The sequence below is a fragment of the Aeromonas sp. Marseille-Q5825 genome (assembly GCF_946892685.1).
GTDB lineage: Bacteria > Pseudomonadota > Gammaproteobacteria > Enterobacterales > Aeromonadaceae > Aeromonas > Aeromonas rivipollensis.
In genome coordinates this window covers 435,001-450,121 of sequence record NZ_CAMPOU010000004.1, presented here as the reverse complement: position 1 = coordinate 450,121, position 15,121 = coordinate 435,001, and the positions used below count along the sequence as shown (strand labels likewise).

The 15,121-nt window shown below is 64.4% G+C and carries 14 protein-coding genes (1 of these 14 cut by a window edge); 9 read left to right on the top strand and 5 right to left on the bottom strand.

Translation table 11 applies throughout. The features are described 5' to 3' along the window. Positions 1-192 precede the first annotated feature (192 nt). The 3 genes from hrpB to OC537_RS12640 all read left to right on the top strand — a co-directional run bounded on the left by hrpB (position 193) and on the right by OC537_RS12640 (position 5,669). Positions 193-2,640 (top strand): ATP-dependent helicase HrpB, encoded by a 2,448-nt coding sequence (gene hrpB, locus OC537_RS12650; protein ID WP_262111711.1) that lies wholly within the window; start codon positions 193-195, stop codon positions 2,638-2,640. A 255-nt stretch (positions 2,641-2,895) separates the two neighbouring features. Beyond that, positions 2,896-5,217 (top strand): penicillin-binding protein 1B, encoded by a 2,322-nt coding sequence (gene mrcB / locus OC537_RS12645; protein WP_106885875.1) that lies wholly within the window; start codon positions 2,896-2,898, stop codon positions 5,215-5,217. 41 nt (positions 5,218-5,258) lie between these two features. Beyond that, on the top strand, positions 5,259-5,669 hold the full coding sequence (locus OC537_RS12640; RefSeq protein WP_262111709.1) for a VOC family protein: 411 nt from the start codon (positions 5,259-5,261) through the stop codon (positions 5,667-5,669). A gap of 79 nt (positions 5,670-5,748) precedes the next feature. On the opposite strand, the gene OC537_RS12635 is transcribed toward OC537_RS12640, so the two are convergent. After that, the gene (locus tag OC537_RS12635; protein WP_262111706.1) at positions 5,749-6,069 is read right to left on the bottom strand and encodes an SMR family transporter; all 321 of its coding nucleotides are present in this window, start codon (positions 6,067-6,069) and stop codon (positions 5,749-5,751) included. Further along, a complete protein-coding gene (locus tag OC537_RS12630; RefSeq protein WP_262111704.1) occupies positions 6,057-6,449 on the bottom strand; it encodes a DMT family transporter in 393 nt (130 codons plus the stop codon). The genes OC537_RS12635 and OC537_RS12630 overlap by 13 nt, the downstream gene beginning before the upstream one ends. Before the next feature lie 158 nt (positions 6,450-6,607). Between OC537_RS12630 and OC537_RS12625 the strand changes: the two genes are divergently transcribed. Next, a complete protein-coding gene (locus tag OC537_RS12625) occupies positions 6,608-7,489 on the top strand; it encodes a LysR family transcriptional regulator (protein ID WP_163147229.1) in 882 nt (293 codons plus the stop codon). A gap of 64 nt (positions 7,490-7,553) precedes the next feature. Here the strand turns inward: OC537_RS12625 and OC537_RS12620 are convergent, their stop codons facing one another. Continuing rightward, positions 7,554-8,069, bottom strand: coding sequence for a DUF2937 family protein (locus tag OC537_RS12620; protein ID WP_234689794.1), 516 nt, complete (start codon positions 8,067-8,069; stop codon positions 7,554-7,556). Positions 8,070-8,280: 211 nt separating this feature from the next. On the opposite strand from OC537_RS12620, the gene OC537_RS12615 reads away from it, so the two are divergent. Continuing rightward, positions 8,281-8,964: a phosphatase PAP2 family protein gene (locus OC537_RS12615; protein WP_262111700.1), complete on the top strand. Its 684-nt coding sequence runs from the start codon at positions 8,281-8,283 to the stop codon at positions 8,962-8,964. Between the two features lie 279 nt (positions 8,965-9,243). After that, positions 9,244-10,149, top strand: a complete 906-nt coding sequence (locus OC537_RS12610; RefSeq protein ID WP_262111698.1) for a sulfite exporter TauE/SafE family protein — start codon at positions 9,244-9,246, stop codon at positions 10,147-10,149. 36 nt (positions 10,150-10,185) lie between these two features. Here OC537_RS12610 and OC537_RS12605 read toward each other — a convergent pair whose 3' ends face one another. Both OC537_RS12605 and hemL read right to left on the bottom strand, forming a co-directional pair. Next, a complete protein-coding gene (locus OC537_RS12605) occupies positions 10,186-11,001 on the bottom strand; it encodes a hypothetical protein (RefSeq protein ID WP_262112225.1) in 816 nt (271 codons plus the stop codon). 210 nt (positions 11,002-11,211) lie between these two features. After that, on the bottom strand, positions 11,212-12,498 hold the full coding sequence (gene hemL / locus OC537_RS12600; protein WP_262111696.1) for a glutamate-1-semialdehyde 2,1-aminomutase: 1,287 nt from the start codon (positions 12,496-12,498) through the stop codon (positions 11,212-11,214). A gap of 222 nt (positions 12,499-12,720) precedes the next feature. On the opposite strand from hemL, the gene clcA reads away from it, so the two are divergent. The 3 genes from clcA to erpA form a co-directional block, all read left to right on the top strand. Next, the gene (clcA, locus tag OC537_RS12595) at positions 12,721-14,115 is read left to right on the top strand and encodes a H(+)/Cl(-) exchange transporter ClcA (protein WP_262111690.1); all 1,395 of its coding nucleotides are present in this window, start codon (positions 12,721-12,723) and stop codon (positions 14,113-14,115) included. Between the two features lie 87 nt (positions 14,116-14,202). Further along, a complete protein-coding gene (locus OC537_RS12590; RefSeq protein WP_111910437.1) occupies positions 14,203-14,895 on the top strand; it encodes a DUF6776 family protein in 693 nt (230 codons plus the stop codon). A gap of 89 nt (positions 14,896-14,984) precedes the next feature. After that, positions 14,985-15,121, top strand: partial view of an iron-sulfur cluster insertion protein ErpA gene (gene erpA, locus OC537_RS12585; RefSeq protein WP_025328177.1) — the beginning only. Its footprint extends 214 nt past the window's final position; only the first 137 of its 351 coding nucleotides appear in the window; it begins with the start codon at positions 14,985-14,987; its stop codon lies beyond the right edge, outside the window.

Sequence of the window (15,121 nt, the reverse complement as noted above, 5' to 3'; positions counted from 1 at the left end):
CTATGGCAGCTCGTCTACGGATGTCTCCTGGTCGCGTCTCGCGCTTGTCCGGGCGGGCTGTTGTACCGGCAGGGACGCCCCAGGTCTGCCCCAACCGGTTGGCGCGCATCCGGCACGGCTGCTGACGGTGGGCGGCTGGCTGTGGCAGAATGGGCGCCGTTTTCCTGGTCATCACAGAAGGTCTTCGCCGTTTTGTCCCAACTCCCCATAGTCTCTGTGCTGCCCGAGCTGTTTGATGCCATCGACAGCCACGCCAGCGTGATACTGCAGGCCCCGCCAGGGGCAGGCAAGTCGACCCTGCTGCCCCTGGAGCTGGTGCGCCTAAACCGGCTGCCCGGTCGCATCATCATGCTGGAGCCCAGGCGCCTCGCGGCGCGCAACATAGCGGGCTTCTTGGCGCGTCAGCTCGGGGAGAAGGTGGGGGAGCGCATCGGGCTGCGGGTGCGGGGCGAGAGTCGCACCAGTGCCGCCACCCGGCTCGAGATAGTGACCGAGGGGGTGCTGACCCGGATGTTGCAGCAAGACCCCGAGCTGACCGGCGTCTCCCTGGTGATCTTCGACGAATTCCACGAGCGCAGCCTGTACGCCGATACCGCCCTGGCCTTCGCCATCGAGAGCCAGCAGGGGCTGCGTGACGATCTCAAGCTGCTCATCATGTCCGCCACCCTGGAGGGCATGGCGCTCGAGAGCCTGTTGCCGGACGCCCCTGTGATCCGCTCCGAGGGGCGCGGCTTTCCCATCGACTACCACTACCGCCCCGCCAATCGCCAGCAGTGGCTGGAGCCCCAGGTGGGCGCCGTGGTGCTGGAGGCGCTGGCGGCCCACGGGGGCAGTGCCCTGGTGTTCCTGCCTGGGCAGGGGGAGATAGAGCGACTCGCCCAGTGGCTGGAGGGGCGCCTGCCGGATGACGTGCGCCTTGCCCCCCTCTACGGTCGCCTCGACATGGCGGCCCAGCAGGCGGCCATAGAGCCTGCCCCGGCGGGGAGTCGCAAGCTGGTGCTCACCACCAATGTGGCGGAGACCTCCCTCACCATAGAGGGGGTCTCGGTGGTCATCGACAGCGGGCTGGAGCGGCGTGCCACCTTCGATCTGAGAAGCGGCGTCACCCGGCTGGAGACCCGTCAGATTGCCAGGGCCTCCGCCACCCAGCGGGCAGGCCGTGCCGGCCGTCTCGGCCCCGGGGTCTGCTACCGGCTCTGGAGCAGCGAAGTGCAGGAGCGCCTCGCCGAGCAGAGCCCGCCGGACATCCTCACCCAGGAGCTGACCGGTCTGCTGCTGGACGCCGCCCAGTGGGGCGCCAGGGTGGAGAGCTTGCCGCTGCTCGACATGCCCCCTGCGGCTGCGGTGGCGAGCGCCCGGCGCCTGCTGGTGGCCCTGGGGGCCATGAAGGCGGAGGGTGAGCAACAACTCACCCCGGCCGGCCGCACCATGGCCGCCTTCGGCACTCATCCCCGTCTGGCGCGCATGTTGTTGCGGGCCCGGGAGCTGGAGGCCGAGGGTCTGACAGGGATTGTCGCCGATGGGGCTTTCCTGGTGGCGCTGCTGGAAGAAGATCTGCGAGGATCCGAGCGCCTTTCCGTGCTGTTCCATCGTCGTCTGGGGGCCCTGCGTCAGGGGGCCGCCCGCTGGTTCGAGCGCCTTGGCGCAAGGCCTGCGGCCGCCCAGGGTCAGTGGCTGGGGCTGCTGTGCGCCCTCGCCTGGCCGGACCGGATCGGCAAGCTGCGCAGTGGCAGCCGCTATCAACTCAGTGGTGGGATCGGCTGCGATCTGGTAGAAGGTCACCCATGTCAGGGACAAGGGGCCCTGATCGCCATCGAGATGGGGCAGAACGATCGCGGCAGCCGCATCTTCATCGCCGAGCCGGTGGCGCTGGACGAGCTGGTGCGCCAGCTGCCGGAGCTGGTGAGCGAACGCCAGTGGTTCGACTGGGACGAGCGGGAAGAGCGGGTCCGCGCCGAGCGCCAGCAGGTGCTCGGCGAACTGGTGCTCGGCCAGCGGCCGTTGACGGATCTCTCCGATGAGCAGAAGGGGCGCTGCCTGCTGCAGGGCATTCGTCGCAAGGGGTTGCATGTGCTGCCCTGGGACGAGGGCAGCGAGGGGCTGCTGGCCCGATTGCGCTGCGCTCGCGACTGGCTGCCGGACGAGGGTTGGCCCGCCATGGACGACGAGAGTCTGCTGGCCCGGCTGGAGGAGTGGCTCTTGCCTGCCCTGAGCGGCATGACCCGGCTGGAGCAGCTCAAGAGGCTCAACCTCTCCGATCTGCTGCGCCAGTCCCTGCCCTGGCCCTTGCCAAAACGGCTGGACGAGGCGCTGCCGAGCCACTTCAGCGCGCCGACCGGCAGCCGGGTGCGGATCCGCTATCAGCCGGGGCAGGCCCCGGTGATCCCGGTGCGTATTCAGGAGATGTTCGGGCAGGGCACGACCCCCTGCGTGGCCGATGGCCGTGTGCCCCTGGTGGTGGAGCTGCTCTCTCCGGCCCAGCGACCGCTGCAGATCACCGCCGATCTCGCCGCCTTCTGGGCGGGATCCTACGAGCAGGTGAAGAAAGAGATGAAGGGGCGTTACCCCCGCCACTACTGGCCGGACAACCCCCTGGAGGCCATGCCGACCAAAGTCACCAAGAAGAAGATGGGGATCTAGGTTGGTGCTGAGCCTAGCTAAGCCCAACTCCAGCAGATGACCCTCGCCCTCTCCCAGAGGGAGAGGGAACCGATCGAGCTTGGTGTTTGCTCCCTTCTCCCCTTGTGGAAGAAGGGTTGGGATGAGGGAGTGGGCATCCATTTGTCTGGCGAATGTCTGGCGAAATGAAACCCAGGATCCAGGTTCGATTGGTTAAGCCCGATCGGACGTTCGCGAATGCGACATAACAAGTAGAAAGGAATGCAAAGAGGATTTATGGCAACCCAACGACGCAAGAGCCCTCCCAAGAAGGCAGCTCCCAAACGCACCATCTGGCGCAAGCTGTTCTGGCTTGGCTTCAAGCTCTCCCTGGTGGTGGCGGCCTTTATGGTGGTGTTCGGCATCTACCTCGATACCAAGGTGCGCGAGCGCTTCGATGGCGAGAAGTGGCAGTTGCCCGTGATGGTCTACAGCCGCCCGCTGGAACTCTACCCCAGCCAGCGCCTCTCCCAGACCCAGATGCTGCGCGAGCTCAACATGTTGAGCTACAAGCAGGTGCGTCAGCCCCACACCCCGGGGGAGTACGCGGTCAATGGCAATCGCATCGAGCTGGTACGCCGTCCGTTCGAGTTCCATGACGGCGCCGACGGCGCCCGTGGCCTGCGTCTCACCTTCAACGGTGCGCGGCTGGAGGGGATCCAGTCCCTGGAGAACCAGCGTCAGCTAGGTTATGCCCAGATGGACCCTGTGTTGCTTGACCGCCTCAACACCGAGGACAGGGAGGATCGCCTGCTGGTACGCATCGCCGAGGTACCGGACAGCCTGCTGGTGACCCTGCTGACCACCGAAGATCGCGACTTCTATCAGCACGGCGGCGTCTCGCCTGTGGCCATCATGCGTGCCATGGTAGCCAATGTGCTGGCGGGCCGCACAGTGCAGGGGGGCAGCACCCTCACCCAGCAGCTCGCCAAGAACTTCTTCCTGACCCGGGAGCGCAGCCTGTGGCGCAAGGCACAGGAAGCCTATATGGCGGTGCTCATCGACTACCGCTACAGCAAGGACGAGATCCTGGAGGCCTACCTCAACGAGGTCTACCTGGGGCAGAACTTCTCGCAAGGGGTCTATGGCTTCGGGCTCGCCTCCTACTTCTACTTCGGCATCCCGGTCAACGAGCTGGACATCGATCAGGTGGCCCTGCTGGTGGGCATGGTGAAGGGGCCTTCCTATTACGATCCCTGGCGCTTCCCCGAGCGGGCCAAGGCGCGCCGGGATCTGGTGCTGAAACTGCTGATGGAGCACGGCAGCCTGACCCAGGCCGAGTATGAGCTGGCCAGCAAGCAGCCCCTTGGCATCATCACCCGGGGCCAGATGAGCTATGGCCGCACCCCGGCCTTCATGGGGCTGCTCAAGCGGGAGATCCAGAACCGCTTCGGCCCGGATCTGCTCAAGCAGTCCGGCCTCAAGATCTTCACCAGCCTGGATCCCATCGCCCAGCACGCCGCCGAGCAGGCGGTCGAGACAGGCCTCGCCACCATCGAGAAGCAGCGCGGCAAGAAGAAGCTGGAGGCGGCCATGGTGGTCTCCGACTGGCACAAGGGCGAGGTGGTCGCCATGGTGGGGGGGCGGGATCCCCGTTACGCCGGCTTCAACCGTGCGCTGGATGCCCGTCGTCAGATTGGCTCCCTGGTAAAACCGGCTGTCTATCTCACCGGTCTCTCCAACGGCCTGACCCTGGGCACGCCGCTCAAGGATCAGCCGATCCGCATCCGCGGCCAGGATGGCCAGATCTGGACGCCGCAGAACTACGATCGCAAGTTCCGCCAGAGCGTGCCGCTGATGGAGGCGCTCGCCAGCTCCCTCAACGTGCCGACCGTCAACCTGGGTCTGCAGGTGGGGCTCGACAAGGTGGTGGACACCTTGCACAAGCTGGGGGTCCAGCAGGAGATCCAGCCTTATCCTTCCCTGGTGCTGGGGGCGGTGGCGCTCTCGCCCATGGAGGTGAACCAGATGTATCTGCCCATCGCCAACCAGGGGCTGACCCAGCCGCTGTCGGCCATTCGCGCCGTGGTAAACAGCGATGGCAGCCAGCTCTATCAGCATGACGAGACCGCCAAGCGGGTGACGGATCCCCAGGCCAGCTGGCTGACCCTGTTCGCCATGACCAAGACGGTGAGCCAGGGCACTGCCCGGGCGCTCGGCGCCAAGTTCCCCGGCGCCACCATGGCCGCCAAGACAGGGACCACCAACGAGCTGCGGGACTCCTGGTTTGCCGGTATGGACAACAACGAGCTGGTGAGCGTCTGGGTCGGCCGGGATGACAACCAGCCCGCCGGGCTGACCGGGGCCAGCGGTGCCTTGCAGCTGTTCAGCGGCTACATGAGCCAGCGCGGCGTCAACAGCCTGGGGCTGAAGATGCCGGAAGGGGTGAGCTGGGCCAGCTTCTCCCGCGCGAGCGGCGCCCGTGTCGCCAGCGACTGTCCCGGCAGCCTGCAGGTGCCGGCCAAGCTGGCTGGGCTGGGGGAGCCCATGAGCTGCGCCAGCCCTGTCTCCAGCCCGGTCAACGCGCTGGATCAGTGGTTCGGCGGCTTCTTCAACTAACGAGAACGGGCAGCCTGGCTGCCCGTTTTACAAGGATTGCCATGACACTTCCCTTGCTCGGCGGCATTCACCACGTGGCCATCATCGCCAGCGACTATGAGCGCTCGCGCCACTTCTACCACCAGGTGCTGGGGCTGCCCATCATCAACGAGACCCTGCGGGAGGCCCGCCACTCCTGGAAGCTGGATCTGGCGCTGCCAGATGGCAGCCAGCTGGAGCTGTTCAGCTTTCCGGCCCCGCCGCCGCGCCCCTCCAGGCCGGAGGCGTGCGGCCTGCGGCACCTGGCGTTTCGGGTGCAGGTGCTCGATCCCGTCATCGCCCATCTGGAGCACCAGGGGGTGGCCGTGGAGCCGGTGCGGGTGGACGAGCTGACCGGCAGTCGCTTCACCTTCTTCGCCGATCCCGACGGCCTGCCGCTGGAGCTCTACGAGGTCGATGCCGGGCCGGCATGAGCGGGCTTTGCGGCAGCATGAGTGCGTAAAAAGCCGCCCGGCGAACACCGGGCGGCTTTTTCATGGGGTCAGGTGTTCATCACGCCGTGGTCAGCAGCGCCACGGCGACGGCCATGATCAGGATGCCGACCCAGCCGACGGGCTTGAGACGCTCCCCAAACAGCAACAGGCCGCCGAGGGCGGTGCCCAGGATGCCGATGGCGCCCCAGGTGGCATAGGCCACGGCGAGATCTATCCTGCCTGTGCTCACCGCCTCACTGAGCAGGGTAAAGGCACAGAGCACCAGCAGTATGCCGAGCAGGCCCCAGCCCTTGTGACGAAAACCGAGGGAGCGGTTGATGGCCATGTTGGCCCCCACATCCAGCAGGGCGGCGCTCAGGACGATGATCAACGGGTGCATGGGAGCTCCTTGGCAGGGGTGGCGTCAACCGGCTCGGCATGGGTTTCCCCCAGGGTCACCATAACAATGCCCACTATTGCCAGCGCCAGCCCGACCCACTCCTGCACACTCAGCTCGTAACCAAGGAACAGCACTGAGACGGCGGTGATCAGGGCGATTCCCAGCCCTTCCCAGAGCGCGAACGCAATACCAATGGAGATTGTTTTGGCGGCCTTGGCCAGCAGTAGGTAGGAGAGGGCGATGAGGAGCCACATCGGCAGGTAGTTGAGCCAGCCGGCCTCACTCTCCGGGATCAGAGCCATGGTGGAGGTGCCTGCCACCTCGGTCAGGATGGCGCCCGTCAGGAAGAGGCGGGCCAAAAGCAGGGGACTGAATAACATGGGGTTTCCTTCTGTTGCTACGACGAGGGAGAGGATAGCCGCGGTTGGGCAAGGTCCGGGTATCGCTGAGCGTCGATAATTCTGGCGCTGACGGTTTGCCTTGGGGGAGGGGCGCGGCGTAAGGTGAAGATGGAGCAAGCTGCCACCAGAGCGCAATCATGAAGCTTTATCAGATACAACTCTTTGTAGAATCAGCAGGCAGTGGTTCGATTGCCAATGCCGCCAGACGCCTTGGCAAGAGCCGGAGTGCCGTCAGCACGGCGATCGCCGCCCTGGAAGTGGAGCTTGGCGTCGACCTTTTTGAACGAGGGGCCAACCAGAGCCGATTGACCGAGATAGGGGAGCAGGTGCTGGACGACTGCCGGCGACTGCTGCAGGCGGCCAACAGCCTCAAGCTCAAGTGCGAGCACTACGCCTCGGGCGCCGAGGTGGCGCTCAGGGTGGCGCGGGATGACGCTATCCCCGAGCCGGTCTGGCGCGAGATGCTGGGGGCGCTGCGCCACCAGTTTCCCGGCACCAGCATCTCCCTGGTGCTGGCCTCGCCCCCCGAGCTGCCTTCCCTGGTGGAGGAGGGGTTCGTGGATGCCGCCTTCGGCCTCATCACCGAGGATCAGGAGCGCAGCGGCCTCAACATAGAGGTGCTCAACCCCATCCGTACCCTGATGGTGGTGGCGCCCAGCCACCCGCTGGCGGGGTTGAAGCGGGTGCTGCAGCAGGATCTGACCGATCAGACCCAGGTCACCCTCTCCTATGTGGACGAGTTCTCGGTCAAGAGCCTGCTCCCCATCGGCGGCCAGCACATAGGGTTGTCGAGCTTCGAACTGATGCGGGATGCTGTGCTGGACGGCCTCGGCTGGGCTGTGTTGCCCTCACCGCTGATCCAGAGCCAGCTGCGCCAGGGGGAGCTGCTGACCCTGAAGCACAAGTTCAGCCTGCAGTGGCGCGATTACGGGGTCTATCTGTCGGAGAATGCCCATCACGGCAAGGTGCTGGCCTGGCTGAAGAAGGCCATCGAGGCCTATCTCGAACCCTTCGAGTAGCCCCTTTCAGGGAGGAGAACGACAACAGGGGCCGCTGGCCCCTGTTGTTTGAGACGGCTGGAGATCAGCGCAGGGCGTGACGGGGGGCGGGCTGGCGCTGGCGAAAGGGCAGCAGGAGCAGGCTGAGCAGCAGATCCCCCAGCAGGGAGGCGAGCAGCCCCACCGCCACACCGCAGAAGATGGCGGCCTGCTTGAGGGGCACCACATAGCCGTAGTTGCGCAGGGTGTCCTGCCAGAGCTGGGAGTCCGCCTGCGACAGCAGGTGGGAGAGCTGCAGGTACCAGGGCTGACCCTGGAAGGCGCGCTCCTGCTGCAGGTGGCGCTGCTGACTCACCAGTTGCTGCAGGCTGGTGGCGTCCTGGGTGAAGACGGGATCCTGGCTGGCGCCGTAATGGGCGATCAGGGCGTCGAGATCGCCGCCAAAGTGCTGATCCGCGGTGCGCTGGAAGGGTTCCAAGCTGAGGCTGGCCTGCTGCAGGCGCGCATCCAGCCGCTGGTAGTAGAGATCGACGATCCCCGGTATCTGCACGCCCGCCAGCAAACCGAGGGCAAACAACATCATGCGAAGGTAGCTGCGCATAGCCATCATCCTGAGTAAAAAGAGCCTCATACTAGCCGCAAGCCCCTAGCGCGCCAAGGTGGCGCTGGCTGCTCCCGCATCCGGGGGGTGGCAGGGCGGGTGCAAACAAGATTCAATAGGATATTGTTTGTTACATGAATTCTTACATTTTTGTGATTCAAGTCACCGGGAGGCTGACCTAGAATCACCGCTTTTTGAAGGAAGACTCGGCATGAGCAAGTTCATACCTCTCTATCTGATCGGGGGCCTGATTGCCCTCAGTTGGGCTGCCCTGCCGGGTCATGGCCCCTGGGATCACTGGGATCTCGCCACCTTCCAGCTGGTCAATGGCTGGCTGGGCCAATCCGTCCGCTGGGCCGATCTGGTGGCCATCACCAACAATCGCCTGTTCGATCTGGTCGCCCTGGGCTGCATGGGGCTGATCCTGGCCACCTGCTTCTTCCGGGCCCAGGGTGAGGCGCGCCGTCGCCTGGTGGCCATGGGGATCGTCATGTTGCTGGGGGCCCTGGTGATCAATCAGCTCGGCCACCTGTTGCCGGTCAGTCGTCCCAGCCCGACCCTGATGGTGGACGGGGCGCTGCGGCTGAGCGAGCTCAGCGCCATCCCGGCCAAGGACTCTGCCGGCGACAGCTTCCCCGGGGATCATGCGTTGTTCCTGATGATCTTCGCCGGTTTTGCCCTGCGTTACCTGCCGCGCCGGGTCGCCGTGATCGCCGTGCTGATGGTGCCCCTGTTCTCGGCCCCCCGCATCCTCGCCGGTGCCCACTGGCTGACGGACGTCTATGTCGGCGCCCTCTGCCTCGCCCTCATCTGCCTGCCGCCCTTGCTGCTGACCCCACTGTCGGATCGGCTGATCGACCGCCTGGCTCCCAGGCTGCCCCGCTGGATCTCCTGAGGCCGTTGCGGCCTAGGTGACGAAAGGCAATAAAAAGAAGGCGGGTGACCGCCTTCTTTTGCTTATGCCCATCGGTGCTGTGGTCGTCGCGAAATGACCAGGACTACGCCCGATGAGTGCGGGCTTGCGCCCTCAACGACAAGTATTGGCAGAGTCATTCGAGCTTTACCATCAGAAACTGACGGGGCCAAACGTTTGCATCCGATGAAAGCGTGATCCAGACCAGGATTTTTTCTGTGGGCTGCCTTAGAATCGCCGCCCGTTGCTGGAGGTCCCCCTATGCTAGTCACTTTTCTGCGCCTGTTGTTTATCGGTTGCGCCCTGGTCTTTATCTTCATGCTGGTTCACGCCTGGTGGCACAAGCGGCGCCGGGGCGAGCTGGAGTCCACCCCCTTCTGGCCGGTGGCGGCCATCGGCTTCGTCGCCAACTTTCTCGACACCCTTGGGGTCGGCAGCTTCGCGGTCAAGACCGCCTGCTACAAGCAGTTCAAGCTGATCGACGATCGCCTGCTGCCGGGCACCCTCAACGGTCAGTGCGTGCTGCCGACGGTCACCCAGTCCCTCATCTTCATCGGCGTGGTCAAGGTGGATCCGCTCACCCTGATCAGCATGATGGCCGCCGCTGCCGCAGGCGCCGCCTGGGGTGCCCGTCATGTGGCCTCGTTCGATCGCCAGACCATCAGGCTGGTGATGGCGGTCTCCCTGCTGGTGGTGGCCGGGCTCATCTTTGCCGGGCTGCTGGGGCTCTTCCCCCTGGGCGGCGAGGCCATGGGGCTCAGTGGCTACAAGCTGGGGATAGCCCTGCTCGGCAACTTCCTGTTCGGGGTGCTGATGAATGTGGGCATAGGGCTGTTCGCCCCCTGCATGACGCTGGTCTATCTGCTGGGGATGAACCCGCTGGCGGCCTTCCCCATCATGATGGGGTCCACTGCGGTGCTCAGCGTCTTCTCGGCGGGCACCTTCATCCGCAAGGGGGCCTTCGATGCCAGGGCCGTGCTGGCGGTAGCCCTCTTCGGCCCCATCGGCGTGGTACTGGCGGCCATGCTGGTACAGTCCATGGACATGGAGATGCTCAAATGGTTGGTGGCCTTCATCGTCATCTACACCTCCTGGACCATGTACGCCTCCTGGCAGGCTGCGCGCCGTCAGCCCGAGTCTCGGCTGGCCGGTGCTGCCAGCTCGTGATGCCATAAATGAGGAGATTCGGAGTCTGGCGAAGGCTTATCCGGTCCGCCTGATCCGGCCATGCCGCCTGGTGAGCGGCGCTTGCTGCGGGGCCGCCGCTGGCCGCTGGCTGGAGGCGACCAGGGCGGCCTCGGCCTTGGCCCCGAGGAAGACATAGAGCCCCAATGCCAGCAGCAATCCCACGGCGCAGCCCATCACCCCCACCGCAGGCCAGAGCAGTTCGTTCTGGCCGAGGGATCCCTTGAACAGCAGCAAGAGCCCCTCGATGGAGACAGCGATCAGGATGGCGGCGATGAAGCGGGTGATGGTGCGGCGAATGGCGCTGTGGCGGAAGATGTCCTTATGCAGCAGCACCTCCTCCTCCAGTATGGTCTTGCCCAGATCGAACACCGCCAGGGCCAGGGTCAGGAAGATGATGGCGCTGAAGGCGCCGAGCCGGTTCTGCTGGGTGCCGCACAGCAGCAGATAGAGCTGCTCTAGGCCATGCCAGATCAGGGTTCCCACGATGAGAAACAGCGCCAGGCTCAGGATCACGTAGACGGCCCTGAACCAGGGTATGGCGCGGCGCCGCTCCCTGTCCCCCATCAGCCAGGCGATCAGCTGATGCAGATTGATCTCAAGCTCGCGGCCATGGCCCTGCACCTTCAGTCGCAGTTGCCCCTGCGGGGCCGGAATGGGGGGCAGGATCCCCGCTCTTGTCTGGCTCTCGCCCAGGCTCTGCACGCTCAGCACGAAGGGATAGGCCTTGAGGGCCTCCTGGGGGAGGGTGAGCAGCCCCAGCAACAGGGGGGGCAACTCGGTCTCGTACTCCTGATAGCGCCGCAGCACGTCGATGGGGCTCATCTCTGCCATATGGACCTCGGTCAAGTGGGCTCCTGAATAAAGCAGTGCAAATAGTGGGCCCGCTTTATGACAGCCAATGGGGTGGCGGATGCACCAGCAAGTGGCAAACACCGGCGAGAAGAGAGAAGGGTCTGCACCAGAAGGGGGCTCTGGCAGGGCGAGACGACAGAGGTAACAAAAAAGGGCCCTTTGCGGGCCCTTGGTTCATTCCGGCAGGGCTCAGCCCACCAGCTTGGCGAAGCTGCGCTCGGCGGCGGCCAGGGTGTGTTCAATCTCCTTGTCGCCGTGGGCCAGTGACAGGAAGCCCGCCTCGTAGGCGCTCGGCGCCAGATAGACACCCTCTTCCAGCATCAGATGGTAGAAGCGCTTGAAGCGTTCCATGTCGCAGCGGGTCACCTGCTCATAGCGGGTGATCTCGGTCTCTTCGGTGAAGAAGAAGCCGAACATGCCGCCCACATAGGTGATGGCGAGCGGGATGCCGTGTTTGGCAGCGGCGGCTTTCAGCCCTTCCGCCACCCGGGCCGTCTTGGCGCTCAGCTGCTCATAGAGACCCGGCTCCAGCAGCAAGTCCAGCATGGTGAGACCCGCAGCCATGGCCACAGGGTTGCCGGAGAGGGTGCCCGCCTGATAGACGGGGCCGGTCGGGGCTATGTATTGCATCACCTTCTTCTTGCCGCCGAAGGCGCCCACCGGCATGCCGGCCCCGATGATCTTGCCGAGGGTGGTGAGGTCGGGATCTATGTTGTAGTGGCCCTGGGCGCCGCGCAGGGAGACCCGGAAGCCTGTCATCACTTCGTCCAGGATCAGCAGGGCGCCAAACTCGTCACAGATGGCGCGCAGCCCTTCCAGGAAGCCGGGCACCGGCGGGATGCAGTTCATGTTGCCCGCCACCGGCTCGACTATGATGCAGGCGATCTCGCTGCCGTACTGGGTGAAGGCTTCGCGCACCGAGTCCAGATCGTTGAACACACAAGTAAGAGTGTGCTTGGCGAAATCGGCCGGCACGCCCGGGCTGTTGGGCTGGCCCAGGGTCAGGGCGCCGGAGCCTGCCTTCACCAGCAGGGAGTCGGCGTGGCCGTGGTAGCAACCCTCGAATTTGACGATCTTGTCCCGGCCGGTGTAGCCACGGGCGAGGCGGATGGCGCTCATGGTGGCTTCGGTGCCGGAGTTGACCATACGCACCTGCTCCATGGAAGGCACTATCTGGCGTACCTTCTCGGCCATCAGCACTTCGATCTCGGTGGGGGCGCCGTAGCTCAGCCCCTTCTCAACGGCCTTGATGACGGCGGCCTTGATGGCCGGATGGTTGTGACCCAGCAGCATGGGGCCCCAGGAGCCGATGTAGTCTACATAGGCCTGACCATCCACGTCATAGAGGTAGGCGCCATCGGCGTGATCGATGAAGCGGGGTGTGCCGCCGACCCCATTGAAGGCGCGGACCGGTGAGTTGACGCCGCCCGGAATGGTCTGGCGGGCCTGTTCAAACAGCTGATCTGATTTTGACATGGATCATCCTTAATGGGATTTTGGTCGTCACCCGGGCGCAGGCGGTCGATTGCGGCTCGGCAGGCTGCGGTGGGAGGAGTATGCTTTGCGCTCTCGCCACCCGGACTCCCGGTCTGCACCCGTGATAAATGAAACGGGCCGACTATAGCAGAAAGGCCCTGTGCTGGGCAGCCGAGCCGAGGCCGGGTGTTTCCGACCCTCGTTAGATGAGCGTGAATACCCATGGTGCAACAAGCTATCCCCCCTCGCGAGGCGACCACACAAGGTCGCCCTCCTGCCCTGCAGCGCCTGATCCAGCGGGACAAGATGCCGCTGCTGGTGCTCTTGCTGGCCGCCCTGGTCGGTGTTTTGGCCGGACTGGTCTGCGGGTTGTTTGAATCCGGTGTGCACTGGCTGGCCCAGCAGAGAATCCTGCTGCTGGCCGACCGCCCCTGGTGGCAACTCGGTCTGCTGGGCTTTGGTTTCAGCGCCCTGCTGGGGTTTGTCGGCTACTTCCTTACTCATACCTTCGCCCCGGAAGCGGGCGGCTCCGGCATTCCCGAGATAGAAGGGGCTATGGATGAGCTGCGCCCGGTGCGCTGGTGGCGTGTCTTGCCGGTCAAGTTCTTCGGCGGCATCTGTACCCTGAGCTCCGGCATGGTATTGGGGCGGGAGGGGCCCTCGGTGCAGATCGGCGGCAACCTCGGCAAGATGGTGGCGGATATCTTCCGCCTGCCGAAGGAGCATGGTCATGCCCTGCTGGCGGCGGGAGCGGCGGGCGGACTGGCCGCCGCCTTCAACGCGCCGCTGGCGGGGATACTCTTCGTGATGGAGGAGATGCGGCCGCAGTTCCGTTACTCCTTCCTCGCCATCAAGGCGGTGGGGATCTCGGCCGTCATGGCGACCCTGATGCTGCAGAACATGAAGGGGCAGGCGCCTGTCATCAGCCTGCCCCACTATGATGCCCCGGCCCTGAAGGCGCTCTGGCTCTTCCTCTTCATGGGGGGCTGTTTCGGCGTGCTGGGCTTCGTGTTCAACAAGCTGGTGCTCGCCTGTCAGGACGGCTATCTGGCCCTGCACCAGAACAAGCGTCACCGCTTCGTCGCCATCGGCATGCTGGTGGCAGGCACCTTCGGCGTGCTCTCGCTGTTTGCCCCCTCGGTGACCGGTGGGGGAACCGAGCTGATCCCTCACCTGGTGGGGGGCGACTATGCGATGGCGACCCTCTTCCTCATCTTCTCGGTGAGACTGATCGCCACCCTCATCTGTTTTTGTTCGGGCGCCCCCGGTGGCGTCTTTGCCCCTACTCTGGCACTCGGTACCCTGTTCGGGGTGATCTTCGGCCACCTGTGCCATGCAGCCTTTCCGGATCTGGGCATAGAGCCGGGCGCCTTCGCCATCGCCGGCATGGGGGCGCTCTTTGCCGCCACAGTGCGGGCTCCCATCACCGGCATAGTGCTGGTGACCGAGATGACGGACAACTATCAGCTGATCCTGCCCATGATGATCACCACCATAGGGGCCACCCTGGTGGCGCAATGGTTGGGAGGGCGCCCCATCTATTCCCAGATCCTGGAGCGAACTTTACGGCTTTCTGCGCGTCAAAAGCGGGGAGACGGCAGCGTGGCTGCCAGTTAACTCCTTGTTTATCCATATCAATCCGGCGAGGTCGCGTATAGTGAAGGGAAACAGGCCGTGGTATGGCGTGCTAATAGAAGAGGCCCTATGTCCCAAATCGTGAAGGTATTGGTGGTGCTGGCGGTGGGGGCCTGCATCGGCTATTTCATCGGGAATCGGCAAGAGCTGGCCCAGAGCAGTCTGCTGACGGTACAGCAAGAGACCCTGGAGCGGCAGAGCAAGGCCATAGGTCAGCTCAAGACGGATCTGGGGGTCAAGGACACCTTGCTGGCGACCCAGAAGGCGGCCTTCGAACAGTTGCAGAAGACCCTCAAGGATCAGGAAGCCCAGGTGCAGGAGCAGAAGCGTCAGCTGGCCTTCTTCGAGCGGATCATGCGCCCAACAGGTGATCAGGTGGGGGTGACCATCGACAACTTGACCCTGCAGGAAACCAGCGTGCCGGGTCGCTATCACTATCGTCTGGCCTTGACCCAGCCCGCCAAGAAGCGGGAGCTGTTCCGGGGCCAGGTACAGATCAGGGTCGAAGGCAGTCTGGCAGACAAACCCAAGATCCTCAGCGGGCGTGAGCTTGGCATGAAGGTCGGGGAGGGGCGCTATGCGCTGCGCTACTTCCAGCTGTTGGAAGGCAACTGGCAACTGCCGACAGGCTTTGTGCCGGATCGGGTGAGGATCATCATCGCCAAGGAGGGGCGCCAGCCGGCCCAGGAGTTGCTGGCGGAATGGAGTGAGGTACTCAAGCCTCTGGTGACTCAACCTGCCCCCTTGCCCGTGGTGCAGTAAGAGAGTGGTGAATACTTGAACTAAATGGTCGGGTATTGGATAATTTCGCGGTTTCCATGTTTGTGGATGTAATGGTTGTGAGGTCAGTAATGAGTGCAGTAGCAGAAGCCCCGTTGCCAATCCAGATGACGGATGCGGCGGCGAACAAGGTAAAGACCTTGATTACCGAAGAAGAAAATCCCGAGCTCAAGTTGCGGGTCTACATCACTGGGGGGGGCTGCTCCGG

Excerpts from the sequence above, each read along its gene's own strand:
- mrcB (WP_106885875.1), top strand. The coding sequence starts at position 2,896 with ATGGCAACCCAACGACGCAAGAGCCCTCCCAAGAAGGCAGCTCCCAAA.
- OC537_RS12640 (WP_262111709.1), top strand. The coding sequence starts at position 5,259 with ATGACACTTCCCTTGCTCGGCGGCATTCACCACGTGGCCATCATCGCC.
- OC537_RS12635 (WP_262111706.1), bottom strand. The coding sequence starts at position 6,069 with ATGCACCCGTTGATCATCGTCCTGAGCGCCGCCCTGCTGGATGTGGGG.
- OC537_RS12630 (WP_262111704.1), bottom strand. The coding sequence starts at position 6,449 with ATGTTATTCAGTCCCCTGCTTTTGGCCCGCCTCTTCCTGACGGGCGCC.
- OC537_RS12625 (WP_163147229.1), top strand. The coding sequence starts at position 6,608 with ATGAAGCTTTATCAGATACAACTCTTTGTAGAATCAGCAGGCAGTGGT.
- OC537_RS12620 (WP_234689794.1), bottom strand. The coding sequence starts at position 8,069 with ATGCGCAGCTACCTTCGCATGATGTTGTTTGCCCTCGGTTTGCTGGCG.
- OC537_RS12615 (WP_262111700.1), top strand. The coding sequence starts at position 8,281 with ATGAGCAAGTTCATACCTCTCTATCTGATCGGGGGCCTGATTGCCCTC.
- OC537_RS12610 (WP_262111698.1), top strand. The coding sequence starts at position 9,244 with ATGCTAGTCACTTTTCTGCGCCTGTTGTTTATCGGTTGCGCCCTGGTC.
- OC537_RS12605 (WP_262112225.1), bottom strand. The coding sequence starts at position 11,001 with ATGGCAGAGATGAGCCCCATCGACGTGCTGCGGCGCTATCAGGAGTAC.
- hemL (WP_262111696.1), bottom strand. The coding sequence starts at position 12,498 with ATGTCAAAATCAGATCAGCTGTTTGAACAGGCCCGCCAGACCATTCCG.
- clcA (WP_262111690.1), top strand. The coding sequence starts at position 12,721 with ATGGTGCAACAAGCTATCCCCCCTCGCGAGGCGACCACACAAGGTCGC.
- OC537_RS12590 (WP_111910437.1), top strand. The coding sequence starts at position 14,203 with ATGTCCCAAATCGTGAAGGTATTGGTGGTGCTGGCGGTGGGGGCCTGC.